Genomic DNA, 25138 nt, shown 5'->3' with positions numbered 1-25138 from the left:
ATCAGGAGGAAAAAAATGCCAAAATTAGTTGATTTAAAAGCAAAACCGTATAATCTGAACGACAAACAGGTCGGATGGGTAAACGATACGATCGCCGGTATGACGGATGAGGAAAAAGTCGGACAATTGTTCACGAACCTTTTCTTCTTCGGCAACGATGCCTTCTCAGGGAACGACTTCACCAACAAAGAAATCATCGAAAAATTCCACATCGGTGGCGCACGTTATCAAGGAAAGTCAAAAGAAGATATCCAAGATCTATTGAATGACCTACAATCAATGTCAAAAATCCCTTTACTTGTTGCAGCTAACTGCGACTCCGGCGGAAACGGCGCATGCGGCGAGGGTACATACATCGCTTCCGGTGCACAGTGTGAAGCTGCAGGCGACCCTCAAGTTTCTTACCATGCCGGACTGGTATCTGCTCGTGAAGAAAAAGCATTAGGCGTAAACGTAAACTTTGACCCATGTGTGGACATCCTCTACAACTGGAGAAACACCATCGTAAACACGCGTGCTTACGGTACCGATGCAGAAACAGTCATCAAATATACAAATGCATATTTGGATGGCTTGACTGCTGAAAACGGCGAAAATATGGAAGACGGCGTGATCCAATGCATCAAGCACTTCCCTGGCGACGGAACGGAAGAACGCGACCAACACTTGGTTTTGGGAGTGAATGAATTAAGTCCCGAAGAATGGCGTGCTTCATTCGGTAAAGTGTACCAAAATCATATCGACCGCGGTGTTGAAATGATCATGGCAGGACATATTGCAGTCCCTGCTTTGCAAAAAGAATTGAACCCTGCTTTGGAAGACAAAGACATCATGCCGGCAACGTTGGCTGAAGAACTGATTCAAGATGAATTGAAGGGTGAATTAGGCTTCAACGGCTTGGTCATCACGGATGCAACACACATGCTGGGCATGGCATCCGCTATGCGCCGCGAAGACTATGTTCCAAAAGCAATCGCTGCTGGTTGCGATATGTTCCTGTTCTTCAACAGCATCGAAGAGGATTTCGGCTTCATGTTGAAAGGCTACCAAAACGGCGTCATCACGGAAGAGCGTTTGACTGATGCTTTGCGCCGTATCTTGGGCTTGAAAGCTAAATTGCACTTGCCAGAAAAACAAGCAAACGGCACCTTGTTGCGCACCCGCGAAGGCCTGGAAGTCATCGGCTGCGAAGAACACCTGCAATGGAGGGCGGAAGCGGCTGACAAAGGCATCTCTTTGATCAAAGATACCCAAAACAACTTGCCGATCAATCCAGTTGATCACAAACGCATCCGACTTTACATGTTGGAAGGCGAAAAAGGTGGCATCGCTGATAACGGCTCGAAAGCACAACAACTGTTCGTGGATGAATTGACAAAACGCGGTTATGAAGTGACTGTCAATGAACGCGGATCCCGCATCAAAGGCGCTACTCTGAAATACCGTGATGAAGTAGACTTTGCTTTGGAAGTTTCTGATATCGTCGGTTACGGCGCTCAAAACAACTACCGTATCCAATGGAGCACTGCGATGGCAAACGAAGTTCCTTGGTTCGTCTGGGAAGTTCCGCATGCATTCGTTTCATTGAACTTCACAACCCACTTGCATGATGCGACTATGGTGAAAACATTCGTCAACGCTTACCACAACAATGCAGAAACGATCAAGCAAGTCATCGACAAACTGGAAGGCAAATCCGAGTTCAAAGGCGGCCACAACGACCTGGTTTGGACCGACAAATGGCAAGCAAAATTATAGGATACGATGAATCCCGGGTAGAAACCGAGCACTAAGAGGACAAACACAAAGCGGACGCTTTTTGTCCGTGTGTGGTTGTCAGTTTAGGCGAACTCTAGGATTCAGAACCGTTCTATCAGTAGACGAGTAATGTGCCATTTTGTTCACAAATCAACCAAAACCCTGCTGCATCAAGTAAAGTCGAGAAGAAGTCTTCTCGACTTTGTTTTTTTGAACAACAATAAGCACTTTCAGTCAATAATTCAAAAAATGTAAGCATTTTAGGACATTGAATTGTAAACGCTGTTATTTTATAATTTGAAGTGTCAAAGAGAGTGAGGTGACGCGTATCGTAGAAAAGCTGTTGACCATATACCATGAAAAGGGACAGAAGTATGCATTGGATTTCCATACACATCCACAATATGAAATTTTCTTGTTCCACGGCGGAAATTGCCGCTTTTTGGTAGGTAATAAAATCTATTACCTTCAGCCCGGAGACTTGCTGATGATGGATGGGATGACGGTTCACCGTGCCTATGTCATCGGAGATAAGGAGGCCTATGAACGCAGCATCGTCCATTTCGATGCCGACTGGATTGCCCCTTTACTAAACGACCTGAACATTGACTATCTGTTGCGATTCTTTACTGAAAACCGCAATGGTCTCATTCGGACTTTCCGAAAGCAGGACGAGCTTCTGTTGGAAAATGCTATCCAGGAGATGAATCAGCTCCAGCTGCTGGACCAGTCCTATGCAAATGAAGCAAAACGTAAACTCTCATTAGTCCAGTTGCTTCTGTTGATAGATTCCTCAACGGACAAAATCGTTGAAAAAGGCCAGGCCTACATCGATGAGAAGACGCAGATAGCGGAGAAAGTATCGGATTACATATTCAAACACTACCGCAACTCGTTCAACATCGATGATATTGCAAGCGCCCTTAATTTGAGCAAGTCCTATTTGTCCCACGCTTTTAAAGAAATAACAGGAAACACGATCATGGCTTATGCGATGGGCTACCGGCTGTCACAAGCCTGTACGGCTTTATTGATGGAGCCAACCAAATCCATCAAAATGATTTCCGGCGAATGCGGTTTTGAAAGCGATGCCCATTTCAGCAGGTATTTCAAACAGAATATTGGCAGTACACCCAGTAATTACAGAAAGAACAAGAGAATCAGCATAGAAAAAGGAGAATGATGAGAATGACAGAAAAAGTGAAATTAGGAATTATTGGTTATGGTGCAGAAGGCGGCATGTATGCAAGTTTCTTCAAAAATAACGATGAGCGTTTGAATGACAACATCGAATTGGTTGCGATCTGCGACAATGATCCCATCAAAAAAGCCAAAGTTGCCGAAGATTTCCCAGGATTGCCATTCTTTGACAACTACATGGATCTTTTGGAATCGGGCGTAGTCAACGCAATCGTCACAACGGTTCCCCACTATGACCACTGTGTGATCGGTATCGATGCACTTAACCGCGGTATCCACTTATTGGGCGAAAAGCCAGCAGGTGTTTATACGAAAGATGTCGAACGTTTGATTGCTGCAGCTGACGAAAATCCGGAAACTACTTTCGCAATCTTCTTCAACCAACGCACGAATCCACTTTATCGCAGAGTGAAACAACTGATGGACGAAAAAGCGATCGGCGATCTGCAACGCGCTACTTGGATCATCACAACTTGGTGGAGACCGCAAGGCTATTACAACCAAAGCGCATGGCGTGCAACTTGGGGCGGCGAAGGCGGTGGCGTCTTAGTCAACCAAGCGCCTCACCAATTGGACTTGCTGCAATGGATCTGTGGAAAACCTGAAAAAGTATACGCAAAACTGCAATATGGTGCCGGACGGAACATCGTAGTGGAAAATGAAGTGAATGCGTTATTGGATTTCGGTAACGGTGCTACGGGCTCATTCATCACCTGCACAAACGATATCGTCGGAACGGACCGCTTCGAAATCTTCGGTACGAAAGGCAAAATCATCGTCGAAGATTCGAAAAAATTGATCGTGAAACAATTGACTGCTCCAGAAGCTGAACTATCCGAAAACATGGATATGCAGGATGTCATGAGACTCTTCATGGGACAAATCAACATGGCCGATTACGTTACTGTAACCGAAGAAGAGTTTGAGACACCTCAAGGTCTGCAGCACATCTCTGTGTTGAACAATTTTGCCGACCACGTCGTAAACGGCGAACCTTTATTGGCTAACGGCAGAGAAGGCATCAACGGCGTTACTTTAGCGAACGCTATGCATTTGTCTTCGTGGTTGGATAAAGAAGTGGATTACAACGTGGATGGCGACATGTATCTGGCAGAATTGAACAAACGCATCGCTGAAGAAGGGAAATTCGAAACAAAAAAATAAGAAAGTGACGTGATCAGGGATGTTAAGAGCGGCAATAATCGGATTGGGAGATGTATCGCCAGTCCACAAATATGCTATCGACGCCAGCGACAACGGTGAATTGGTTGCGGTCTGCGACATGAATGAAGCCTTGAGGTCCAGATATCAGGATGTGCCTTTTTATACAGACGTAGAGTCGATGTTGGAAAAAGAGAATCTGGATGTTGTACATATCTGCTTGCCGCACTATCTGCATTATCCGATCACGAAACGTTGCATCGAAAAAGGCGTGCATGTTTTCCAGGAAAAACCACTGGCTTTGGATTATGAAGAAGGGTTGAAGACTCTAGCGTTGGCTGAGGATAGTGGTCTGAAAGTTGGCGTGTGTTTCCAAAACCGATACAATGAAACTTTTTTGGAACTCAAAAGATTGCTCGCGGACGAGAATGTCGGAGCTGTGACGGCGGTCAAAGGATTGGTGGCATGGCATCGGCCTGAAACCTATTACACAACGAAACCATGGCGTGGTCAAATGGAATTTGCAGGCGGGGGATCCATCATTAACCAAGCCATCCATACGCTGGATCTGATGCAGGTCTTGGGCGGGGAAATAGACCGCTGCAAAGCCAGTCTGTCGAACCTCACAGACTACGATATCGAAGTCGAGGATACTGCTGTAGCGAATTTCACATTCAAAAACGGCGCGCGCGGATTTTATATGTCGACGAATGCCTACACTGAGAATTCCAGTGTAGAATTGCAGGTCATCACCGAAAAGGAAAAATTCACCATCAAGGATAACGGTTTGTATCGTTCGAACAGTTCCGGCGAAAAAGAACTGCATTTGCAGGATACGCCGTTGCAAGGGACGAAATTTTACTACGGTCCAAGCCATTCTGCTTTGATCCAGCGTTTCTACAATGCGGTCGAAGCAGATACCGAGGATTATGTGACCGTCCGGGAGGCCTTACCGGCCATGCTGATGATCGATGCAATGAAGAAATCTTCAAAAGAGAACCGTACAATCGAAGTGGAGGAAATTATCAATGGCTAAAGTAAAAATAGGTGTGCAAGCATCAACTGTGAAAAAAAGTTTTGAAGAAGTAGGGCCTTATGAAACATTGAAAAAATTGCACGAAATCGGATATAACTCCATTGAGATCTCTCAAGTAGCGACAACACCCGAAAACATTGCTGAAATCCAAAAAGCGACCGCTGATTTCGGCATGGAAATCGCATCAATGAGCGCTTCATTGAAGCCGCAGATGCCGGACGGTGAATCCTTGACAACCCACTACGACAAAATTTTGGCTGACTGCAAAGCGGTCGGTACGGATCTGTTGCGCATCGGCATGCTGCCTTTTGATGCGATGGCCAGTCTGGATAAAGTTTTGGAATTCTGCCATGACGTCAATGAAGTGACGCAAAAGCTGAAAGAAGACGGCATCACCTTGTACTACCATAACCACCATGTGGAATTCCGCAAGTATGACGGCAAATTCCTGTTGGACATCATCCGTGAAAAGGCGCCATTGTTGGGCTTTGAGCTGGATGTCCACTGGGTGCAACGCGGTGGTGCAAACCCACTGGAAGTCATCAAAGACTACAAAGGCAAAGTGGAATTGATCCATCTGAAGGATTACCGTATTGCAGCGATTCCGGATGAGGCATTCGAAGCGCTATACAACGGTGATTACGTAACATTCATGAGTGCATTCACAAATATTATCGAATTCGCTGAATTGGGAACAGGCAGTCTGCCTTTGAAAGAAATCATCGAGGAAAGCATCTCATCAGGAGCACGCTACCTATTAGTTGAGCAAGATGATACATATGGAGTGGATCCATTCGAAAGCTTGAAGATTTCTCGTGATCACCTATTGGAATTGGGTTACGGAGAATTATTCTAAAAACAACAACAGAAGGTTCGGAGATCATTCTCTTCGGACCTTTTCTTATCATGAAGGAGGACGTAATAGTGGGCAGCAAAGATGGCATGAATTATGCACCAAAAGGAAAAATAAACAGGGTAGTTGAACCAGGCGAATTCAACGTGGGGGTTACGGCTTTGGATCACGGCCACATCAACGGCATGACGAACGGTCTGATCGAAGCCGGCGCGACAATCAAATATGTGTACGACCCGGATGCGGAAAAAGTGGCCAATTATCTGGAGTCATTCCCGGATGTTACGGTTGCCGATTCCTTGGAACAGATTCTGGAGGATCCTGAAATCCATTTGGTCGCTGCAGCTGCGGTGCCTAATTTGCGCAGTGCCTTGGGGAATCGAGTCATGCGCGCAGGCAAAGACTATTTCACCGATAAAACAGGTTTCACTACTACGGAGCAATTGGAAGAAACCAAAAAAGTGGTCGCGGAAACCGGCAAAAAATACTGGATCTACTTCAGCGAAAGGCTGCATGTGGAAGGCGCCGTTTTCGCCGGTCAGTTGATCGATGAAGGCAAAATCGGCCGCGTCATTCAAGTGACCGGATTCGGACCGCACCGCCTCGACAAGGAAAAACGTCCGGATTGGTTCTTCAAAAAAGAACAATACGGCGGCATCTTGGCCGATATCGGCAGCCACCAGATTGAGCAGTTTCTTCATTATACAGGGAATTTGGATGCGAAAGTGCTGCACAGCAAAGTCGGCAACTACAATAATCCGGATACACCCGAATTGGAGGACTACGGCGACGCGACGTTGGTCGGCGATAATGGCGCAACCTTCATCTTCAAAGTGGACTGGTTCACGCCGGACGGACTCGGAACTTGGGGCGACGGCCGCACCTTCATCACCGGAACGGAGGGGACCATCGAAATCCGTAAATACATCAATGTGGCGACGGAACAGACTGGAGATCATCTCTTCCTGGTGACGAAAGATGGCGAGGAGCATTACTCCTTGACGGGTGAAGTCGGATTCCCGTTCTTCGGCGAAATGATCCTGGACTGCGTCAACCGTACCGAAAATGCGATGACACAGGAACATATCTTCAAGGCGCAGGAATTATGCCTGAAGGCGCAGGAACAGGCGCTGAACATCACCGCAAACCTGTAATAGACTATCCCTTGCTTCGCTACCGGACCATCCGGATGGCGAAGCAAGGTTTTTTTGTTTTCGATAGATTAGGATGGTGAGCATGCAACTTGAAGTCTGGCCGGCAGCTTGTTATGATTCGGAAGAAGAATATTTAGTGGATGAGGTGAAAGTATGCAAACATTGATCATAGTCAGCCACCCGACGCTGGCTGATTCGAATGCACAAAGATTTCTGTGGGAAAGCCTGCCTGCTGAAGGGGTGACTTGGCACCATCTCGAATCGGTTTATCCGGACGGCCAGGTTGATCGGGAGGCCGAACAACAACAATTGCTCCAGTACGACCGCATCATTTTCCAATTCCCTTTCTATTGGTACAGCTCACCCGCATTGCTGAAGCAATGGCAGGATGTCGTCCTTACTGAAGGGTTCGCCTACGGTCCTGACGGCGGCAGATTGGCAGGGAAAGAATTCGGCCTCGTATTGGCTCTCGGTGTGAATGAACGGGAATACCAGGCGGGGGGAAGGGAAGGCTTCACGCTATCGGAACTTACCCGACCTTATCAGGCGATGGCAAAAAAATGCGGAATGGTGTACATGCCGGCAATGGTCGTTTCGCAATTCGATTATCTAAACGACAGCAAGAGGAAAGAACTGCTGGTCGCCTACCAACAATACGTGTCCAAAGACACTGAGGCCAGTCTCAAGACAACGGAAAACTGGTTCAAAATCCAGTTGCAGTCGCTCGGGAAGGCGGGACTTTCCGAAGAAAATCAGCAGTTGGTGGAGCATCTGATCGCTGTTTTGGAGGACAATCGCGAGCACTTGGATGATTTGGCGTGGACGTTGGCACAGATGGAAGGCAATCAGCTTGGGTAAAGGTAAAGCGAGGGACGAAAATGGAAACTGAAAATTGGGTACAGGAACAACTGGATCACTTAATGGAAGCAAGCAAGGATTACCGGCAAAAGGCGCTCTTCCAGGAGACGAAGAAGCTTTTCCAGGAACAGTATCAACGGGTGGAACAGATGGAAGGCGAACTGGACGGCCGGATCTGGAGTCCGAAAGAGTGGTCGAATTAGGCTGCGGCGGCTGCCTCGCCGCGGAGTTCAGCCAACATGCTGTTTGTGTTCTCCGACCAGTGCGGCTTCGCCGGAGTTGGGGCCAGAAGTTACCGGTGTACTCCGGAGAGTGGAAGTCTGACCGGAGCTGCACACGCATTCCGTTGCGGTCCTCCGGTCAGCGGCGGCTCACCGTTCTCTTCAGGGCCAAAAAAGATAGGCACTGCCCCATTTGCGGGCAGTGCCTATCTTTTTTTGTTGGTTTTATCAGCTGAGTGGATATTGGTAGACGTAATCATCCATCACGAAGCCGCCTCCAATGGGGGAGACAATGGATTCCGTGCGCACAAAGCCGTATTTTTCGTAGAATGCGATCGAACCTTCGTTGTATTTATTGACTGTAAGCTCCAGGACTTTTTTCTGTTCCTTGACAGCCCGATCGACCATTTTTTGCATGATCTGATAGGCGTAGCCTTGTCCGCGGGCTTCCTGAAGCAGGTAGAGCTTGCTGATGAACAGTTTGTCGTCCTGCAACTGGATAGCCAAGTAACCGGCGGATTGGTCTTCGCTTTTGATGAGGAAATAATCCAATTTGCCTGTTTCGATATCCTCTTCCAGATTCGCTTTGGACTGGATGTTCTCCAACATATAGGATACTTGTTCCGGACCTAGGATCGGCAGATAATACTCCTGCCAGATGATGTCAGCCAAGCGGGACAGCTCGTTGATCTGGTCCAAGCTTTCGACAGGTTCCAACCGGAGTGCGGCTTCGCGCGAAAATGTCTGTGGGGTTGTCATGCTAAGCCACCAACTTTACTAGGAAATACTTCTTTTTGCCGCGGCGTACGAGGATGAAACGGCCTTCGAAAGAATTTTCGGCAGTGATGACGAATGCCAGGTCCGTGACTTTGTCGCCGTTGATTGAGATGGCGCCGTTTTGGATGTCTTCGCGTGATTGGCGGCGTGAAGGCTCGATGCCCAGGTCGACCAGCCAAGTGACCAATTCTTGTTCCTTCAGGTCGGACTCGAAAGTCGGCATATTTTTGAAACCTTCCGCGATTTCGTCGGCAGTCAATTCCTTCACTTCGCCGGTAAATAGGGCTTCGGTGATCTTTAGAGCGTCCTGCAAGGCTTGTTCGCTGTGGACGAAGCGCGTCATTTCGGATGCCAAAACTTTTTGGGCTTCGCGTTTGTGCGGCTCTGTTTCAACTTTTTCAGTCAGGGCATCAATCTCTTCCTTCGAAAGGAAAGTGAAATATTTCAAATATTTGATGACATCGCGGTCGTCCTGGTTCACCCAGAATTGGTAAAACTCATATGGCGTTGTTTTCTTAGGGTCCAACCAGACGGCACCGCCGGCAGTCTTGCCGAATTTCGTGCCGTCTGCTTTCAGCATCAAAGGAATTGTCAATCCGAAAGCTTTTGCTTCCGCGCCTTCTTTTTTGCGGATCAGATCCAAACCGGCAGTGATGTTGCCCCATTGATCCTGACCGCCGATCTGAAGGTTGACGCCCTCATTCTGGAAAAGATGCAGGAAGTCCATGGACTGCAGAATCTGGTAAGTGAATTCCGTGAATGAAATGCCGGTATCCAAACGGCTGGCTACGATATCTTTGGCCAACATCGTATTGATGTTGAAATTTTTGCCGAAATCGCGCAGGAAATCCAAAAGCGTCAAATCTTTGGTCCAGTCATAGTTGTTGACGAGACGGATGTCAGCTGAACTGTCGGATAGGAAAAGTTTCTTCATTTGAGCGGTCAAAGCATTTGCATTCTCGACGACTTGATCCATCGATTGTAGAACCCGTTCCTCGCTCTTTCCGCTCGGATCGCCGATTGATCCGGTCGCGCCGCCGATCAGGATGACGGGTCTGTGCCCGGCCAGTTGGAATCTCTTCAATACGATGAAGGGAATCAGATGCCCGATATGCAGGCTGTCGCCGGTAGGGTCAACGCCGCAATAGAGGCCGATCTGCTCATCCTCCGTTAATTTGCGTAAACCTGCTGCATCCGTTTGTTGGTTGATGGCGCCGCGCCATTCTAATTCGTCGATGATATTCATGTGCTTCATTCCTTTTCTCATAAATTTATATGCAAAAAAATCCCCGTCCAGACAAGAAAATTCTTGTTTGAACAGGGACGATAGTTACCGTGTTACCACCCAGCTTGCAGAATCATCCCGAATCGGAAAGACTTTGCCACTCTGACATGTATCGTATGCCGGCCGCTTATGCGCATAAGAAAGCTCAAAAGTGTAATTCGAATCCAGGCTTGCATCAGCTTCCACCAACCGCTGATTCTCTATAGGACAAAATCCCGATTCTACTGTCTTTTTCATCGCTTTTTATTGTATTGGTTAATTGCCGTAAGTATAGCGCAGCAAAACTTTAAATGTCAACCATGACAACAAAAAAAGTAATGCTACAGAAATGTTACAAAAGGGGAAGGTGCATGAAATATTACTGATGGCGCGGATTCGGGCACATTAAGCGATTCGTTTTACAGGAATGTTACAGTTAGGCTACAACTTGTCGAAACCGGGTTAAACGAAAATAAACTATGTTATGATTCATTATGTTGATGAATCTTAAGAAAAACTATAAAAAGTTAAAAGATATATAAGAATTATAACTGACGACAATCGAATGTAAGTGGAGGAATTAGACTTGAAGAAGAAATTAGTGGCTATTGTATTAGCAGGTACGATCCTTGCAACAAGTATAGTAACGCCTTTTACAGCGCAAGCAGATGAAATCTTAACAAAAATCCAACAACAAGAAACTAAAATTTCTGAATTGGACAGCAAACAAAGCTCAGCAACAAAAAACTTGTCTGCAATCACTGCAGAAGTTGATGCAGCCGAACAGAGAGCAGAGACTCTATTGGCAAACCGCGTAAAGACGCAAGATGAGATTGTTGCTTTACAAGAAGATATTGCCGAATTGCAAGTTGTCATCGCGCAACGCGAAGAGCAACTGGATGAGCAAGCAAGATCTGTTCAAGTGAACGGTTCAAACGAAAACTACTTGAACTTTATCGTAGCATCCGAATCTTTCACAGATTTAGTATCCCGCATCGATGTTGTATCCAAAATGGTTTCCGCCAATAAAGAATTGGTAGAGAAGCAAGTTGCGGATCAAAAAGCTGTTGAAGACAAGAAAAATAAAACTGAAGATAACTTAAATGAAATCAATGCAATGGCCATGGAGTTGGAACAACTTAAAGGCGATCTGCAAGTGAAGAGAATCGAACAAGAAAGCGCAGTTGCCGCTTTGGCTGCTGAAAAAGCAACCGCTGAATCCGACCGCGAAATGTTCTTAGCGCAAAAAGAAGAAGCTGATCAAAGAGCTGCCGCAGAGGCTGCTTCCATTGCCGCCGCTGAAGCTGCCGCAGCTAGTGTAGCTGCAACAGTCGCGCAAGCAAGTTCAGAAGAATCTTCATCTGCTGCTTCATCCGTTGACATTGCACCAAGCACAGTTGCAAGTTCCGAGTCAGCAGCTCCTGCTCAAACAGTTGTCAGCACGCCGGTTGTTGAAAGTGCACCCGTTGTGTCTGCTCCGGTTGCCGCTGCACCAGTCGTCAGCGCACCCGTTGTGGCTGCGCCAGTCGTGACTGCACCGACATTATCAGCACCAACAGGCGATGTTGTTTCCATTGCTGCGAAATACATCGGCGTTCCTTATGTATGGGGCGGAAAAACACCATCAGGTTTTGACTGCTCGGGCTTCACGTCTTATGTCTTCAGAGAAGCATACGGCATCGAAATCGGTGGCTACACAGTTCCTCAAGAAAACTCAGGTACACAGATTGCTGTATCAGCCGCACAAGCGGGAGATTTGATTTTCTGGGGTTCAAGAGGCGCGACTTATCACGTGGCTATCTCGGTAGGCGGCGGACAATACATCCACGCTCCAGCACCAGGCCAAACAGTTACTTATTCTTCTTACAACCTTTCCGGCGCATCATTTGCCGTACGTGTTGCAAGATAATCCAAAAATTCACGACAGTCCTCCGGGGCTGTCTTTTTTTGATTTTTGCGTATATGAAGGGACACTGTTGACCTTGACGCAGCGTCAAGGTGTAAGATGAAATCAACGGAGGGGATAAGATGGAATATACGATTCAAAAATTGAGCCGGCTGGCCGGCGTCAGCACGAGGACGCTGCGCTTCTATGATGAAATCGGCCTGCTGAAGCCCAAACGCACCAGTTCCTCCGGCTATCGCATCTACGGTGAAGCGGAGGTGGACAGACTGCAGCAGATCCTGTTCTTCAAGCAACTGTCCTTTTCGCTTGATGAGATCAAATCAGCGATGGATGATCCGGCATATGACGCGGAACGTTCGTTGGTCGCGCATAAACAGGCGCTGTTGGAGAAAATGAAAGAAATCGAATTGCTGATCAAAACGGTGGATGCTACGCTGGACGAAAAAAGAGGAGGCAGAAAAATGAGTGACAAAGAAAAGTTTGAAGGCTTGAAGAAGGAACTGCTTGACGAGAACGAAGCTCGCTACGGGCAGGAAACCCGCGAAAAATACGGCGAAAAGACCATTGAGGCCTCGAACAAGAAATTCGCAGGAATGAGCGAAGCGGATTTTGACGAGATGCAGGCGACAGCCGCGCGCTTGCAGGATCTGCTGACGGAAGCGATGGCTACGGGGGATGCCGGCGGAGAGCCAGCCCGGGCGGTTGCTGCGCTGCATAAACAGTGGCTGAGCTATACATGGCCGACCTACTCCCCGGAAGCGCATCGTGGACTGGCCCAGATGTATGTCGACGACGAAAGGTTCACCGCTTACTACGACAAAGCATCAGGCAAAGGGGCCACTGCATTTTTACGGGATGCGATCCACAACTATACTGAAAAAGCTGAATGACGCTGGAAAGGCCGGGAGCTGTAATTTGCTTTCGGCTTTTTTGGTGCGTGGATTCGGAGGTGCAGGCGTTGGCAAGGGTTGCCGCTTGTTTCGAATTTCGCGCCCCAACCCTTGACTTTTGTGGTAGAATGGTACGGTAAGTTGCGTACATTCGCAAACAACTTAGAATTCAGGGAGGCGCACTCATTCGTGGCTAAAGAAAAAAATACATTTTATATCACTACTCCAATCTATTATCCGAGCGGTAAGCTCCACATCGGGAATGCGTATTCGACAATCGCATGCGATGTAATGGCACGCTATAAAAAACTGATGGGATTCGATGTGTTCTACCTGACCGGATCAGATGAGCACGGACAAAAAATCGAGAACAAAGCAGCAGAATTGGGCATTACACCAAAAGAATATGTGGACGGCATGGCCCAGGATATGCAGGATCTATGGAAACGTCTGGACATTTCCAACAACAAGTTCATCCGCACTACTGATGATGATCATGTCCAAGCTGTTCAGCAGATTTTTGAACAATTATTGGAACAAGGCGACATCTATCTTGGCGAATACGAAGGCTGGTATTCGGTTTCCGACGAAGAGTTCTTCACGGAAACACAATTGGCTGAAGTATATCGCGATGCCGACGGAAAAATCATCGGCGGGGTTGCTCCAAGCGGCCATGAAGTCGAGTTGGTGAAAGAGGAGTCCTACTTCTTCCGCATGAGCAAATACGCAGACCGCCTGTTGGCTTATTACGATGCGCATCCCGATTTCATCCAACCGGAATCGCGCAAAAACGAGATGGTCAACAACTTCATCAAACCGGGCCTTGAGGATCTGGCTGTTTCACGGACGACCTTTACCTGGGGGATTCCCGTGAAGAGCAATCCAAAGCACGTAGTCTATGTTTGGATCGATGCATTGGCGAACTACATCACTGCCTTGGGCTATGGTTCGGCTGATGATTCGCTTTACCAAAAATATTGGCCGGCTGATGTGCATATGGTCGGAAAAGAAATCGTCCGCTTCCACACCATCTATTGGCCAATCATGCTGATGGCATTGGATCTGCCGCTTCCGAAGAAAATCTTCGGACACGGTTGGTTATTGATGAAAGAAGGCAAAATGTCCAAATCCAAAGGCAACGTTGTCTATCCGGATATGTTGGTGGACCGCTTCGGTTTGGATGCTTTGCGCTACTATCTGATGCGCGAAGTGACGTTCGGCAGCGATGGCATCTTCACACCGGAAGACTACGTGAACCGGATCAACTATGACCTGGCGAACGATCTGGGCAACTTGCTGAACAGAACAATCGCGATGATCAATAAATATTTCGGAGGGAACATCCCTGCGGCACTAGCAGCGGAAACGGCTTTCGATGCGGAACTCAAAGCGATGGCAGCGGAAGTGACCGAGAATTACCAGAAGGAAATGGACAACATGCAGTTCAGCTCGGCCTTGTCCGAAACATGGCGCCTTATTTCACGCGCGAACAAATACATCGATGAGACCGCTCCATGGGTCTTGGCGAAGGATGAATCCAAGCAAGCGGAGTTGGGAAGCGTCATGGCGCATTTGGCGGAAACCTTGCGCGTCGTCGGCATTCTCCTGTCTCCGTTCATGACGCAAGCGCCGTTCAGAATGTATGAACAACTTGGATTGGACTTCGAAAAACAAGGCACTTGGGAAAATGTGGCCTTCGGAACGTTCCCGGCGGACGTGAAGGTAGTCGAAAAAGGCACGCCGATCTTCCCTCGTCTCGTCACGGAAGAAGAAGTCGCCTACATCAAGGAACAAATGGGCGGAACGGCCCCAGCGGAAGAGGAAACGGTCGCGGCTGAATGGAATCCGACGACTACCGTGCTGACTTCCGAAAAGGAAAAACAGATCAAATATGAAGACTTCGATAAAGTCGAGCTGAAGGTTGCTGAAGTCATCGATTGCCAGAAGGTCGAAGGCGCGGACAAATTGCTGAAATTCCGTCTGGATGCGGGTGACGAAGGTCATCGCCAAATCCTGTCGGGTATCGCACAATGGTATCCGGATCCTGCGTATTTCATCGGCAAAAAAGTCATCATCGTCGCTAACCTGAAAGCGCGCAAAATGAAGGGTGAAATCAGCCAAGGAATGATCCTTTCTGCTGAAAAAGATGGCGTGCTTCAAGTCATACTTGCACCTGAATCAGCAGCGAATGGGTCTACAGTGGCATAAAGGTTTTTGTGATTCAAGGAGCCTGGGACAGTTGTCCCGGACTCCTTTGTCCATTTTAAATGCAGAAGAATCAGGGTAGGCAACGTCCTTCCCGCAGGAACCGGAAAGGAATCTATGGATAAACTATTATTTGATACACACACGCATCTGAATGTGGACGCTTTTGCGGATGACGTGGATGCTGCCATCGCAAGGGCCCATGAAGCCGGTGTCGGAAGATTCGCGGTAGTGGGCTTCGATGCGGACACCATAAAAAAAACGCTCGAATTGAGCGCAAAATATCCTGAAATCTACAGCATCATCGGCTGGCACCCTACAGAAGCAGCGACCTATACTGCGGCAGTGGAAGACAGCCTGATGGCATTGCTTGAAGAAAAAAAGGTTGTTGCCATGGGCGAGATGGGACTGGACTATCACTGGGACACAGCGCCGCATGACGTCCAAGCGAAAGTGTTCAGAAGACAAATCGCGATTGCAAAAGAAATGGAACTGCCGATCAGCATCCATATGCGTGATGCCATCGAAGACACGTACCGCATTTTGAAGGAAGAGGATGTGCGCGACATAGGCGGCATCATGCACAGCTTCAGCGGTGATGTGGACTACATGAGGAAGTTTTTGGATTTGGGCATGCACATTTCGATCAGCGGCGTCGTCACCTTCAAAAAGGCGACGGAAGTCCATGAAGTGGCCAAAGCTGTGCCGATCGAGAGACTTCTCGTCGAAACGGATGCGCCTTATCTGGCCCCCGTTCCTTTCCGCGGAAAACGAAATGAGCCGGCCTATGTGCGCTATGTAGCCGAAAAGATTGCTGAATTACGCGGCCAGACATTCGAACAGATTGCGCTGCAGACAACCAAAAACGCAAATACATTGTTTGGGCTGGATGACAGATGAAAATAGAAGAGATTATAGTGGTCGAGGGAAAAGACGATACCAGACGGATCAAGCTGGCGGTGGAAGCTGATACGATCGAAACGAACGGATCAGCAATCAACGAAGAAACACTGCAGCTGATTGCCCATGCGCAAGCGACACGTGGCGTCATCGTCTTCACCGATCCTGATTATCCAGGCGGGAAGATCCGGGCAACAATCGTGGAACGGATCCCCGGCGTCAAGCATGCGTTCTTGCGTAAGGATGACGCGCAATCCCCGAAAGGCGGAAGCCTCGGAATCGAGCATGCTTCTCCGGAAATCATCAGGGAAGCGCTGAAGAATATCTACACGCAAAGGCAAGCGGAAACGAGCGACATCGACAGGAAATTCCTGGATGAATGGCACTTGGTCGGTCATGCTGACTCAGGCCGTTACCGGGAGTTGCTGGGGGATGCTCTTGGGATCGGCCATACGAACGGGAAACAGTTGTTGAAACGCCTGCGCATGTTCCAATTGGAAAAAGAAGCTGTTAACGCAGCGATGACGGCCATTTTGAAAGAACTGGATGAAAAGGATAGCCTGACCGCTTTGCGGCAGGAGGAGGAAAATAAATGAGTGGATTAGAATACCATAAGGATATAGCAACACCGAGCAGAACGAACGCCATCTTAAAAAAATACCATTTGACCATGAAGAAAAGCCTGGGCCAAAACTTTTTGGTTGACCCCAATATATTGACGAAGATGGTTGCTGCAGCCGGCATAGATGAAAACACCAATGTCATCGAAATCGGGCCCGGTATCGGAGCCTTGACGGAACGACTTGCCAGAGAAGCCAAAAAAGTAGTGGCGTTTGAAGTGGACAGACGTTTGGCGCCAATTCTGAAGACGGAACTTGCGGAATACGATAATATCGAAATCATTTTTCAGGATATTCTGGAGGCAAATGTTCCGCAAGTCATCGAAGAGCATTTTGAACCGGCCGAACGATTAGTGGTGGCAGCGAATCTGCCTTACTATATCACGACGCCAATCATCATGAATTTCATAGAGACTGATTTGCCGATCGACACGTTTGTGATGATGATGCAGAAAGAAGTCGCGCAGCGTATGACTGCCAAACCTGGAACGAAAGCATTCGGCTCATTGACGATTGCAATCGACTACTATACGGAAGCAGAGATTGCCTTCATCGTTCCGAAAACCGTTTTTGTGCCGCAACCGAATGTCGATTCGGCAATCCTGAAGCTTCAGCGCAGAGCGGAACCTAAAGTCAAGGTTACGAATGAGGCGTTCTTCTTTGATTTGGTTCGCGCCGGTTTCAATCAACGCAGAAAAACGCTCTGGAACAATCTGCAATCCCGCTACGGCAAAACGGAAGAAATCAAGGCAGCTTTGACAGCCGGACTTGAAGAAGCTGGCATTGAGCCTTCAAAACGGGGAGAAGCCCTGAGTATCGAACAATTTGCGGACTTGGCGAATGCCTTGGTCAAATATTTGGACGTTCAATAATCTATCAAAAAACAACCTATTATTTTCGCAACCAAGGGCACCGTCGGTACGGAGGCCTCACCTTCCGGATCCCATTGCGATGGGAAGGTGAGGCCTTTAAGCTGCAATTTTCCGTTCAAGGAATTTACTAAAAATAGGTAAAAAAAATTGATAAGATTTCTTTGAAAATTATCCGTTTCATAGTTGCGTGCATACGTCCTCTGTGATATACTTGTAAATTAAATTTATCTGTGTTATACTGTGAATCAGTGAGGTGAAACAGAATGCCGGATAATTTGAGTCAGATTAAGGAACAACTGGAATGTCACTTAGGGCAGAAAGTTATGCTGACTGCGCAAGCAGGACGCAAACGCAAGACAGAACGAAAAGGTATTTTACGTGAAACGTATCATGCTGTATTTGTGGTTGATCTAGACCAAAACGAAAATGCATTTGAACGTGTATCATACAGTTATGCAGATGTTTTAACCGAAGCTGTAGAGATCTTATTTTACGATGAAGAAAAATGCCTGTACGCTTAAATTATGTAAGAACTTATTCCAAATAAATCAAACAGACATCGAAATGTCTGTTTTTTTTTATGGAAAAAATTGCTTGCTGCAGGTGGAACAGATTACGGGAACAAACCGGTTCCGGTCACTGATTCAGGCGAGAATGATCATTCAGAAAGTAATTCTTGTTTATTGACATATATTTCTTTTAAAAACGGCACGCTTAAGCTAGTATTGTAAGTATAAGAACAGTGGAGAGGAGTGTGGAGCGATGGAATGGATTGAACGTGCACCGGCAAAAATAAATTTGGCGTTAGATGTATTGTATAAGCGGGATGACCTTTATCATGAACTCGAAATGGTGATGGCTTCAGTCGACCTCGCGGACCATCTTACGTTTACTCCTCTCGAAAAAGATGAAATCAGAATCTACACGAACAAAGTGTTTTTGCCAGTGGACACGCGAAATCATGTCTATCAAGCAGTGAAGCTTCTCAAAGACCGTTGCGGGATAAAGAAGGGGATCAAAATCGAAATCGACAAGAAAATCCCTGTAGCTGCTGGATTGGGCGGCGGCAGCACGGATGCGGCTGCGGCATTGCGCGCGCTGAACAAGATTTGGGATCTGCAGCTTTCTGTTGAGGAGCTGATTGCGATCGGCAACCAAGTAGGCTCGGATGTTCCCTACAGCATAGTGGGCGGCACAGCCTTCGTATCAGGCCGAGGGGAAATCGTCCGCAAACTGCGGCCGATGCCATCCTGTTGGGTGATTTTGGCGAAACCGCGCCTGAGCGTCTCGACGAAAACCATTTTTCGGCTGCTGGCTGTCGAGCAACTGCAGCACAAGCCGACTTCCCGCATTGTAGCGCAAGCCATCGAGGAGGGCGATTACGAGCGGATGTGTCAGAACGTTGGGAATGCTTTAGAACAAGTGACCTTCAATAAGCATCCGGAACTGCGCCAATTGAAGGACCGGATGGAGAAGTACGGCCTTGATGGCGTGACGATGAGCGGCAGCGGCCCGACCATCATCGGATTCAGCAGAAACACGTCGCGCATCAAAAGAGTCTATAACAGTCTGCGAGGATTCTGCGAAGAAGTTTATATGGTCCGACTGCTCAACGAAGATTGATTAATCAAAACCGCGAATCCCCCTGAAGGGTGTTTGCGGTTTTTACTTGTGAAATGGAAGCGGAATGGTTGACGCGTTGCATCCAATTGTGATAAAGTATCTATCGGGACTTAAACAGTAATCATTACGTTTTGGAGGAATAATAAATTATGATAAATAGATTGAAACTGACAGGCATTCTGTCTGCAGCAGCCCTTATTCTGGTTGGTTGCGGAACGAGCGGAAGCGATGAATCAGCCGTTTCTGAAGATGGGATACAGGTTGTCACGACCTTCTATCCGATGTATGACTTTGCGAAAAATGTGGTAGGCGATAATGGTGAAGTTTCCGTTTTGTTGGATGCCGGACAAGAATCGCATGGCTATGAGCCGACGCCACAGGACATCGCGGCCATTGCTGACGCTGATGTGTTCGTATACAACAGCGATGAAATGGAAACGTGGGTACCCAGCGTGTTGGAGTCCATTGAATCGAGCGACGTGATCGTTGTCGAAGCTGCCGAAGATATCGCGCTTTTTGAGTTGGAAGAGGATGAGGCTGCCGAAGAAGAGCACGATGAAGAAGGCGAAGACGCCCACAGTGTCGATCCGCATATCTGGTTGGATCCGGTGTATGCACAAGAGCAAGTGGCTGCTATTTTGGCCGGAGTCATTACGGCGGATGAAGAAAACAAGGAGAGTTATGAGGCAAATGCCGCCGCCTTTAACGAAAAATTGGCGGAATTGGATTCAGCCTATCAGACTGCCTTTGAAACTGCCGAAAACCGCACATTCGTCGTCCAGCACGCAGCTTTCGGATATATCGCCCGCCGCTACGAACTGACTGAAGTGGCCGTATCCGATGTGTCATCCGATGCGGAACCGAATCCTGCCAAACTGGCTGAACTGCAGCAATTTATGATCGACAATCAGATCACTACCGTCTATTACTCGGACAGCGCATCCTCAAAAACAGCGCAAACCTTGGCTGAAGCAACAGGCGCCTCCCTTGAAGTGCTGAGTCCGCTTGAAGGGATAACCGATGAAGACCAAGAAGCGGGCAAAGATTACCTGAGCGTGATGCAAGAAAATTTGACAGCTTTGAAAAAAGTGATCCAGTAAGAGAAGAGGGGAAATCAAGTGGAATATATCGATGTACAGCATCTGTCGTTCTATTACGATGATGAACCTGTCCTGCAGGATATCACATTCCAAGTGCATGAAGGGGAATTCGTCATCCTTACAGGCGAAAATGGCGCGGCGAAATCTACTTTATTGAAGAGCATCCTGGGACTGTTGAATCCCCGGGAGGGCAGCGCGACGATTTCGAAGGTGAACTATCGTGGGGAAAAGCTTACGATCGGTTATGCACCGCAGCAAATTTCGTCTTTCAATATCGGGTTTCCGAGCAGGGTCCTTGAGTTTGTGGAGTCCGGCAGATACCAAAAAGGCAAATGGTTCAAAAAATTGGATGAAGAAGATAATACCCATGTAAAAAAAGCCCTGGAATCAGTGGGCATGTGGGAAATGCGCAACAAAAAAATCGGTGAACTTTCCGGTGGGCAAAAACAACGCATCGCTTTGGCACGCATTTTCGCAACCGATCCGGACTTGTTTGTGCTCGATGAGCCTACTACCGGAATGGATAAGGAATCGCGCGAGCGTTTCTATCGTTTGCTGAAACACAATTCACAAGTCCACAACAAAGCGATCATCATGGTTACGCATGAGCACGAAGATATCAAAGAATTTATGGATACCCATATTCAGTTGGTCAGAAAGGAGGATTCGCCGTGGAGATGTTTCTCTATGGATTTATGCAAAGAGCCTTCCAAGCATCAACATTGATCGCAATCATGGCACCCATTTTGGGTCTGCTGCTGATTTTGCGCCGGCAATCCTTAATGGCGGATACGCTGTCGCATGTTTCCTTGGCTGGAGTTGCTTTAGGGATGCTCCTAAATATCAATCCAACGCTAACCACTTTGGGTATCGTCATTTTGGCAGCGATCGGAATCGAATATTTACGCGTCATCTTCAAAGGCTATTCGGAAATATCGATTGCAATCCTGATGGCTACGGGAATGGCTGTAGCTTTAGTGCTGATGAGTTTCGTATCGGGGAAACAGAACGCGAGTGTCGAACAGTATCTGTTCGGATCGATCATCACCATCAATGATCAGCAAATCCAGATTTTATTGGCTTTGGCAATAATTATTGTTTTGCTGTATCTGATTTTCCGCAAACCGTTATATGTGTTGACGTTTGATGAAGACACGGCCCATACAGCGGGCTTGCCGGTCCGCATGATGTCGCTGTTGGTTTCTGTGATCACAGGGGTCGCAATCAGTGTGGTGATGCCGATTACCGGGTCATTGCTGGTTTCTTCCATCATGATTCTGCCGGCAGCCATCTCGATGAGATTGGTGCATACCTTCAACGGCGTCATCCTGCTTGGGATAGGCATCGGTTTGACGGGAATGTACGGAGGTTTGTTCGCATCCTATCAGTACGGAACGCCTCCCGGTGCCACCATCACCTTGGTTTTCGTGGCCATGTTCATTTTGACCAGCATCTATAAGGTCGTCGTCGAAAAGAAGTAGAATCTTAACAATAAGATATATGGACAAGAGCAGAACATTGCTCTTGTTTTTTTGCCTTAAATTCGATTAAAAACGAACAATCATCAATTAAAAGCTTTCATTTTTCAGGAATCAACTATATAATAGGGAAAAGAACGCAATATAAGGAGAGATTTGGATTGAAAATAAAGCGCAGTGAACGGTTAGTCGATATGACCCGTTACTTATTAGAGAGACCGCATCGGTTGATTTCATTGACCTATTTCGCTAAACGTTATGAATCAGCGAAATCATCCATCAGTGAAGACTTATCCATCATCAAGAAAACATTTGAAGATCGGGGAACAGGGATTGTCGAAACGCTTCCGGGTGCAGCAGGCGGCGTCAAATATATTCCGACAATCACCAAAGGAAATGCCCGCGAAATTATAGAAGAAATGTGCGAAATCATGAACAGCAAAGATCGTCTGTTGCCAGGGGGATACGTTTATCTTTCCGACATGTTGGGCAATCCGGAAATCCTGCAGAAAATCGGGCGTGTCATCGCGGCTCAATACGTCGACAAAAAAGTCGATGCAGTCATGACTGTCGCCACTAAAGGGGTTCCGATCGCGCAAGCAGTCGCCACTTATCTGAATGTCCCATTCGTCATCGTGCGCCGTGATTCGAAAATTACCGAAGGCTCCACAGTCAGCATCAATTACGTTTCAGGTTCATCCGACCGGGTCGAAAAAATGGAACTATCCAAACGCAGTTTGCCGCGCGGCTCCAAAGTTCTCATTGTCGACGATTTCCTGAAAGGCGGCGGCACCATCAACGGTATGCGCAGCATGATTTCCGAATTTGAATCGGAGACAGTCGGCGTGACGGTATTCGCTGAAGCTGGCTACAATTCCAAACGCGAAGTGTTCGATTATTCGTCACTGATCCGCGTAAACAATATCGACCTGAAAGATCATTCCATCAGCGTGGGCTTGGGCAATTATTTCGATTCAAGCACCGAGTGATTATAGATTGTAGCCTAAAAAAAGAGCTGGATCCTAAACGCAAGTTTAAGGTCTGGCTCTTTGGTGTTGAGAAGGAAAAACGCGATTCCCTGAGTGGGATTGGGTGTAGTTCAGACTTGTTCATTCCTGAAACAATCCCGTGGAAGCTTTTTGTAGGCTAATTTTTCCAAAACATTCCCGCAATCAGGATAGTATTTGAGCAACACATCATAAGGCAGCAATTCAAAATCACGGTAATCGAATCCCGGGGAAACCATGCAGCTTACGAGCGCGAAGTCTCCGGATTGTCCTTCGATGCTGCTCCCAAAGATGACCCCTTTCGGAACCGTGAATTGGAAAAGTTCTCCGTTTTCGGGATGGCGGCCCATTCTGACTGCCTCGTAGCGGCCATCGGGATGCAACAGATGGATCGTCAACGTGCTGCCTTCATGGAAATACCAGACCTCATCGGATTTCAAGCGGTGAAAATGCGAAGGGTTGTCTGCAGTCAATAAGAAGAGGATGTTGCTGTAGAGATAGCGCTCCAACCGATCCTCGGTAACGATCAGTTCGGGGGAATGGCCGGTTTCGCGAAAATAACCGCCTTCCGCATGCGGCTGAAGCAACAGTTCTTGTATCCAAAATGATGCAGTCGTTTTTGTCATTGGAATCAATCCTTTCGATGTGTCTTCCTGTCTACAAGTATATCCAAAAAACCGGTCAATAAGAAACAATGTATCCGCATTCTTCGTATTTCCATTAGATAATGAAAAGAAGTCTGTATTTATGTACGATATCATATTGAAAAAAGCAAGTTTTTACGCTAAGATAATTTAGTTGAAGGAATAAAATGAAAAGATAGGAGTTGCTTATGGCTAATCGTTTTGCAATCATACTTGCTGCTGGTCAAGGAACGCGCATGAAAAGTAAGCTTTATAAAGTACTGCATGCAGTTTGCGGAAAACCAATGGTAGAGCACGTCGTGGATCAAGTAGAGGCTGCTGGCATTGAGAAAGTAGTGACAATTGTAGGGCACGGTGCGGATACTGTTAAAGGATGCTTGGGGAATCGTTCGGAATATGTATTGCAGGCGCAACAATTGGGAACAGGGCACGCTGTTCTGCAAGCGCAAGCTGTGCTGGAGAACGAAGAGGGCACTACATTGGTCATCTGCGGAGATACACCGCTTCTGACTGCAGAGACGTTGGAATCCTTGTTGCAATACCATGAAGAGAAAAAAGCGAAAGCAACTATCCTGACTGCGCATGCTGCTGATCCGAACGGCTATGGCCGCATCATCAGAAATGCTTCAGATAACGTAGAAAAAATTGTGGAACAAAAAGACGCTTCTCCGGAAGAAGTGCTTGTGCAGGAAATCAATACCGGAACGTATGCATTCGATAACAAGTTTTTGTTCGCTGCGCTGCAATCAGTAGGCAACAACAATGCGCAAGGCGAGTACTATTTGCCGGATGTCATCGAAATCCTGAAGAACCAAGGCGAAATCGTGACGGCTTACCAGATGAGCGACATGGGCGAAGCTTTGGGTGTGAACGATCGTGTGGCTTTGGCTGAAGCTTCTGTCTACATGAAGAGACGCATCAATGAAAAACACATGCGCAACGGCGTTACCTTGATCGATCCGGATAATACCTACATCGAGTCGGATGTGATCATCGGAAGCGACACAGTCATTGAACCGAATGTATTCCTGAAAGGGAAAACGATCATCGGTGAAGATTGTTTCATCGGATCAGGCTCAGAACTGAGCAATACAACAATCGGGGACCGTGTCCAGATCAGAAGCTCAAATCTGGAGGACTCCGTGATGGAATCGGACAGCAACATCGGCCCGTTCAGCCACTTGAGACCGAACAGCCACATCGGAAAACGCGTCCATATCGGAAATTTTGTGGAAGTGAAGAACGCGGTCTTGAACGAAGACACAAAAGTCGGACATCTGACATATGTGGGAGACGCGGATCTCGGTAAAAACATCAATGTCGGTTGCGGCACTGTCTTTGTGAATTATGATGGCAAGCACAAACACCGTTCCAGCATCGGTGACAATACGTTCATCGGCTGCAACGTGAACATTGTGGCGCCTGTCAACGTCGAGGCCAACACATTCCTAGCTGCAGGTTCGACTATCACTAAAGATGTGCCTGAAGGCGCGATGGGCATCGCCCGCAGCCGCCAGGAGAACAAACCCGGCTATTGGGAAAAATTGCCGCCAGCCAAAAAATAAAGCAAAACCTTATACATGTATGGTAGAATGATTTTGAAAATACAAT

Annotated in this window: 24 protein-coding genes and 1 other annotated feature; of the genes, 21 read left to right on the top strand and 3 right to left on the bottom strand. The window is 47.4% G+C overall.

Translation table 11 applies throughout. From position 1 onward, the window contains the following. Window positions 1–15: 15 nt before the first annotated feature. From C8U37_RS02595 to C8U37_RS02560, 8 genes are all read left to right on the top strand, one after another. Window positions 16–1758 carry a glycoside hydrolase family 3 protein gene (locus tag C8U37_RS02595; protein WP_108031710.1) on the top strand — a complete coding sequence of 581 codons (1743 nt, stop codon included), beginning with the start codon at window positions 16–18 and terminating at the stop codon, window positions 1756–1758. Window positions 1759–2077: 319 nt separating this feature from the next. Next, window positions 2078–2941, top strand: coding sequence for an AraC family transcriptional regulator (locus tag C8U37_RS02590; protein ID WP_108031709.1), 864 nt, complete (start codon window positions 2078–2080; stop codon window positions 2939–2941). A gap of 5 nt (window positions 2942–2946) precedes the next feature. Then, a complete protein-coding gene (locus tag C8U37_RS02585) occupies window positions 2947–4122 on the top strand; it encodes a Gfo/Idh/MocA family protein (protein WP_108031708.1) in 1176 nt (391 codons plus the stop codon). Window positions 4123–4141: 19 nt separating this feature from the next. Further along, window positions 4142–5155: a Gfo/Idh/MocA family protein gene (locus tag C8U37_RS02580; protein WP_108031707.1), complete on the top strand. Its 1014-nt coding sequence runs from the start codon at window positions 4142–4144 to the stop codon at window positions 5153–5155. Then, on the top strand, window positions 5148–6011 hold the full coding sequence (locus C8U37_RS02575) for a sugar phosphate isomerase/epimerase family protein (protein WP_108031706.1): 864 nt from the start codon (window positions 5148–5150) through the stop codon (window positions 6009–6011). The genes C8U37_RS02580 and C8U37_RS02575 overlap by 8 nt, the downstream gene beginning before the upstream one ends. 68 nt (window positions 6012–6079) lie before the next feature. Next, window positions 6080–7162, top strand: coding sequence for a Gfo/Idh/MocA family protein (locus tag C8U37_RS02570; RefSeq protein WP_108031705.1), 1083 nt, complete (start codon window positions 6080–6082; stop codon window positions 7160–7162). 153 nt (window positions 7163–7315) lie between these two features. Then, window positions 7316–8020, top strand: a complete 705-nt coding sequence (locus C8U37_RS02565) for an NAD(P)H-dependent oxidoreductase (protein WP_108031704.1) — start codon at window positions 7316–7318, stop codon at window positions 8018–8020. A 20-nt stretch (window positions 8021–8040) separates the two neighbouring features. Beyond that, window positions 8041–8223, top strand: coding sequence for a hypothetical protein (locus C8U37_RS02560; RefSeq protein ID WP_108031703.1), 183 nt, complete (start codon window positions 8041–8043; stop codon window positions 8221–8223). A 246-nt stretch (window positions 8224–8469) separates the two neighbouring features. On the opposite strand, the gene C8U37_RS02555 is transcribed toward C8U37_RS02560, so the two are convergent. Both C8U37_RS02555 and tyrS read right to left on the bottom strand, forming a co-directional pair. Further along, complete coding sequence (locus C8U37_RS02555) at window positions 8470–9000, bottom strand: GNAT family N-acetyltransferase (protein ID WP_108031702.1); 531 nt, start codon at window positions 8998–9000, stop codon at window positions 8470–8472. 1 nt (window position 9001) lies between these two features. Continuing rightward, window positions 9002–10264: a tyrosine--tRNA ligase gene (gene tyrS, locus C8U37_RS02550; protein WP_108031701.1), complete on the bottom strand. Its 1263-nt coding sequence runs from the start codon at window positions 10262–10264 to the stop codon at window positions 9002–9004. A gap of 70 nt (window positions 10265–10334) precedes the next feature. Further along, window positions 10335–10549: a binding site (T-box leader), on the bottom strand. Between the two features lie 319 nt (window positions 10550–10868). Here tyrS and C8U37_RS02545 point away from each other — a divergent pair. From C8U37_RS02545 to purR, 12 genes are all read left to right on the top strand, one after another. Beyond that, window positions 10869–12191, top strand: coding sequence for a C40 family peptidase (locus C8U37_RS02545; protein WP_108031700.1), 1323 nt, complete (start codon window positions 10869–10871; stop codon window positions 12189–12191). A gap of 119 nt (window positions 12192–12310) precedes the next feature. Then, window positions 12311–13078, top strand: coding sequence for a MerR family transcriptional regulator (locus tag C8U37_RS02540; RefSeq protein ID WP_108031699.1), 768 nt, complete (start codon window positions 12311–12313; stop codon window positions 13076–13078). A 189-nt stretch (window positions 13079–13267) separates the two neighbouring features. Continuing rightward, window positions 13268–15286 (top strand): methionine--tRNA ligase, encoded by a 2019-nt coding sequence (gene metG, locus C8U37_RS02535; RefSeq protein WP_108031698.1) that lies wholly within the window; start codon window positions 13268–13270, stop codon window positions 15284–15286. 114 nt (window positions 15287–15400) lie between these two features. Then, entirely contained in the window at window positions 15401–16183 is a 783-nt protein-coding gene (locus C8U37_RS02530; protein WP_108031697.1) for a TatD family hydrolase, read from the top strand. Continuing rightward, window positions 16180–16779: a ribonuclease M5 gene (gene rnmV, locus C8U37_RS02525; RefSeq protein ID WP_108031696.1), complete on the top strand. Its 600-nt coding sequence runs from the start codon at window positions 16180–16182 to the stop codon at window positions 16777–16779. The genes C8U37_RS02530 and rnmV overlap by 4 nt, the downstream gene beginning before the upstream one ends. Beyond that, window positions 16776–17675: a 16S rRNA (adenine(1518)-N(6)/adenine(1519)-N(6))-dimethyltransferase RsmA gene (rsmA, locus tag C8U37_RS02520; RefSeq protein ID WP_108031695.1), complete on the top strand. Its 900-nt coding sequence runs from the start codon at window positions 16776–16778 to the stop codon at window positions 17673–17675. The genes rnmV and rsmA overlap by 4 nt, the downstream gene beginning before the upstream one ends. Window positions 17676–17938: 263 nt before the next feature. Then, window positions 17939–18196: a Veg family protein gene (locus C8U37_RS02515; RefSeq protein WP_086987295.1), complete on the top strand. Its 258-nt coding sequence runs from the start codon at window positions 17939–17941 to the stop codon at window positions 18194–18196. A 241-nt stretch (window positions 18197–18437) separates the two neighbouring features. Then, window positions 18438–19298, top strand: coding sequence for a 4-(cytidine 5'-diphospho)-2-C-methyl-D-erythritol kinase (gene ispE, locus C8U37_RS02510; RefSeq protein ID WP_106448961.1), 861 nt, complete (start codon window positions 18438–18440; stop codon window positions 19296–19298). Window positions 19299–19447: 149 nt separating this feature from the next. Then, window positions 19448–20398 carry a metal ABC transporter solute-binding protein, Zn/Mn family gene (locus tag C8U37_RS02505; RefSeq protein WP_108031694.1) on the top strand — a complete coding sequence of 317 codons (951 nt, stop codon included), beginning with the start codon at window positions 19448–19450 and terminating at the stop codon, window positions 20396–20398. An 18-nt stretch (window positions 20399–20416) separates the two neighbouring features. Further along, on the top strand, window positions 20417–21124 hold the full coding sequence (locus tag C8U37_RS02500; protein WP_086626885.1) for a metal ABC transporter ATP-binding protein: 708 nt from the start codon (window positions 20417–20419) through the stop codon (window positions 21122–21124). Continuing rightward, window positions 21070–21879: a metal ABC transporter permease gene (locus C8U37_RS02495; protein WP_108031693.1), complete on the top strand. Its 810-nt coding sequence runs from the start codon at window positions 21070–21072 to the stop codon at window positions 21877–21879. The genes C8U37_RS02500 and C8U37_RS02495 overlap by 55 nt, the downstream gene beginning before the upstream one ends. Before the next feature lie 158 nt (window positions 21880–22037). Continuing rightward, complete coding sequence (gene purR, locus C8U37_RS02490; RefSeq protein WP_108031692.1) at window positions 22038–22865, top strand: pur operon repressor; 828 nt, start codon at window positions 22038–22040, stop codon at window positions 22863–22865. Between the two features lie 110 nt (window positions 22866–22975). Here the strand turns inward: purR and C8U37_RS02485 are convergent, their stop codons facing one another. Continuing rightward, window positions 22976–23509 (bottom strand): cupin domain-containing protein, encoded by a 534-nt coding sequence (locus C8U37_RS02485; protein WP_108031691.1) that lies wholly within the window; start codon window positions 23507–23509, stop codon window positions 22976–22978. A gap of 206 nt (window positions 23510–23715) precedes the next feature. On the opposite strand from C8U37_RS02485, the gene glmU reads away from it, so the two are divergent. Then, on the top strand, window positions 23716–25092 hold the full coding sequence (glmU, locus tag C8U37_RS02480; protein ID WP_108031690.1) for a bifunctional UDP-N-acetylglucosamine diphosphorylase/glucosamine-1-phosphate N-acetyltransferase GlmU: 1377 nt from the start codon (window positions 23716–23718) through the stop codon (window positions 25090–25092). The last annotated feature ends 46 nt before the right edge of the window (window positions 25093–25138 follow it).

It is taken from the genome of Trichococcus patagoniensis (assembly GCF_003051085.1).
Taxonomy (GTDB): Bacteria; Bacillota; Bacilli; order Lactobacillales; family Aerococcaceae; genus Trichococcus; species Trichococcus patagoniensis.
Note: the sequence above shows the minus strand (reverse complement) of the source record. Positions and strands in the feature narration are given on the sequence as shown.

What these genes read in the sequence shown, in the direction of transcription:
- C8U37_RS02595 (WP_108031710.1), top strand. Translation starts at nt 16, where the DNA reads ATGCCAAAATTAGTTGATTTAAAAGCAAAACCGTATAATCTGAACGAC.
- C8U37_RS02585 (WP_108031708.1), top strand. Translation starts at nt 2,947, where the DNA reads ATGACAGAAAAAGTGAAATTAGGAATTATTGGTTATGGTGCAGAAGGC.
- C8U37_RS02580 (WP_108031707.1), top strand. Translation starts at nt 4,142, where the DNA reads ATGTTAAGAGCGGCAATAATCGGATTGGGAGATGTATCGCCAGTCCAC.
- C8U37_RS02575 (WP_108031706.1), top strand. Translation starts at nt 5,148, where the DNA reads ATGGCTAAAGTAAAAATAGGTGTGCAAGCATCAACTGTGAAAAAAAGT.
- C8U37_RS02565 (WP_108031704.1), top strand. Translation starts at nt 7,316, where the DNA reads ATGCAAACATTGATCATAGTCAGCCACCCGACGCTGGCTGATTCGAAT.
- C8U37_RS02560 (WP_108031703.1), top strand. Translation starts at nt 8,041, where the DNA reads ATGGAAACTGAAAATTGGGTACAGGAACAACTGGATCACTTAATGGAA.
- C8U37_RS02555 (WP_108031702.1), bottom strand. Translation starts at nt 9,000, where the DNA reads ATGACAACCCCACAGACATTTTCGCGCGAAGCCGCACTCCGGTTGGAA.
- tyrS (WP_108031701.1), bottom strand. Translation starts at nt 10,264, where the DNA reads ATGAATATCATCGACGAATTAGAATGGCGCGGCGCCATCAACCAACAA.
- C8U37_RS02540 (WP_108031699.1), top strand. Translation starts at nt 12,311, where the DNA reads ATGGAATATACGATTCAAAAATTGAGCCGGCTGGCCGGCGTCAGCACG.
- C8U37_RS02530 (WP_108031697.1), top strand. Translation starts at nt 15,401, where the DNA reads ATGGATAAACTATTATTTGATACACACACGCATCTGAATGTGGACGCT.
- rnmV (WP_108031696.1), top strand. Translation starts at nt 16,180, where the DNA reads ATGAAAATAGAAGAGATTATAGTGGTCGAGGGAAAAGACGATACCAGA.
- rsmA (WP_108031695.1), top strand. Translation starts at nt 16,776, where the DNA reads ATGAGTGGATTAGAATACCATAAGGATATAGCAACACCGAGCAGAACG.
- C8U37_RS02515 (WP_086987295.1), top strand. Translation starts at nt 17,939, where the DNA reads ATGCCGGATAATTTGAGTCAGATTAAGGAACAACTGGAATGTCACTTA.
- ispE (WP_106448961.1), top strand. Translation starts at nt 18,438, where the DNA reads ATGGAATGGATTGAACGTGCACCGGCAAAAATAAATTTGGCGTTAGAT.
- C8U37_RS02505 (WP_108031694.1), top strand. Translation starts at nt 19,448, where the DNA reads ATGATAAATAGATTGAAACTGACAGGCATTCTGTCTGCAGCAGCCCTT.
- C8U37_RS02485 (WP_108031691.1), bottom strand. Translation starts at nt 23,509, where the DNA reads ATGACAAAAACGACTGCATCATTTTGGATACAAGAACTGTTGCTTCAG.
- glmU (WP_108031690.1), top strand. Translation starts at nt 23,716, where the DNA reads ATGGCTAATCGTTTTGCAATCATACTTGCTGCTGGTCAAGGAACGCGC.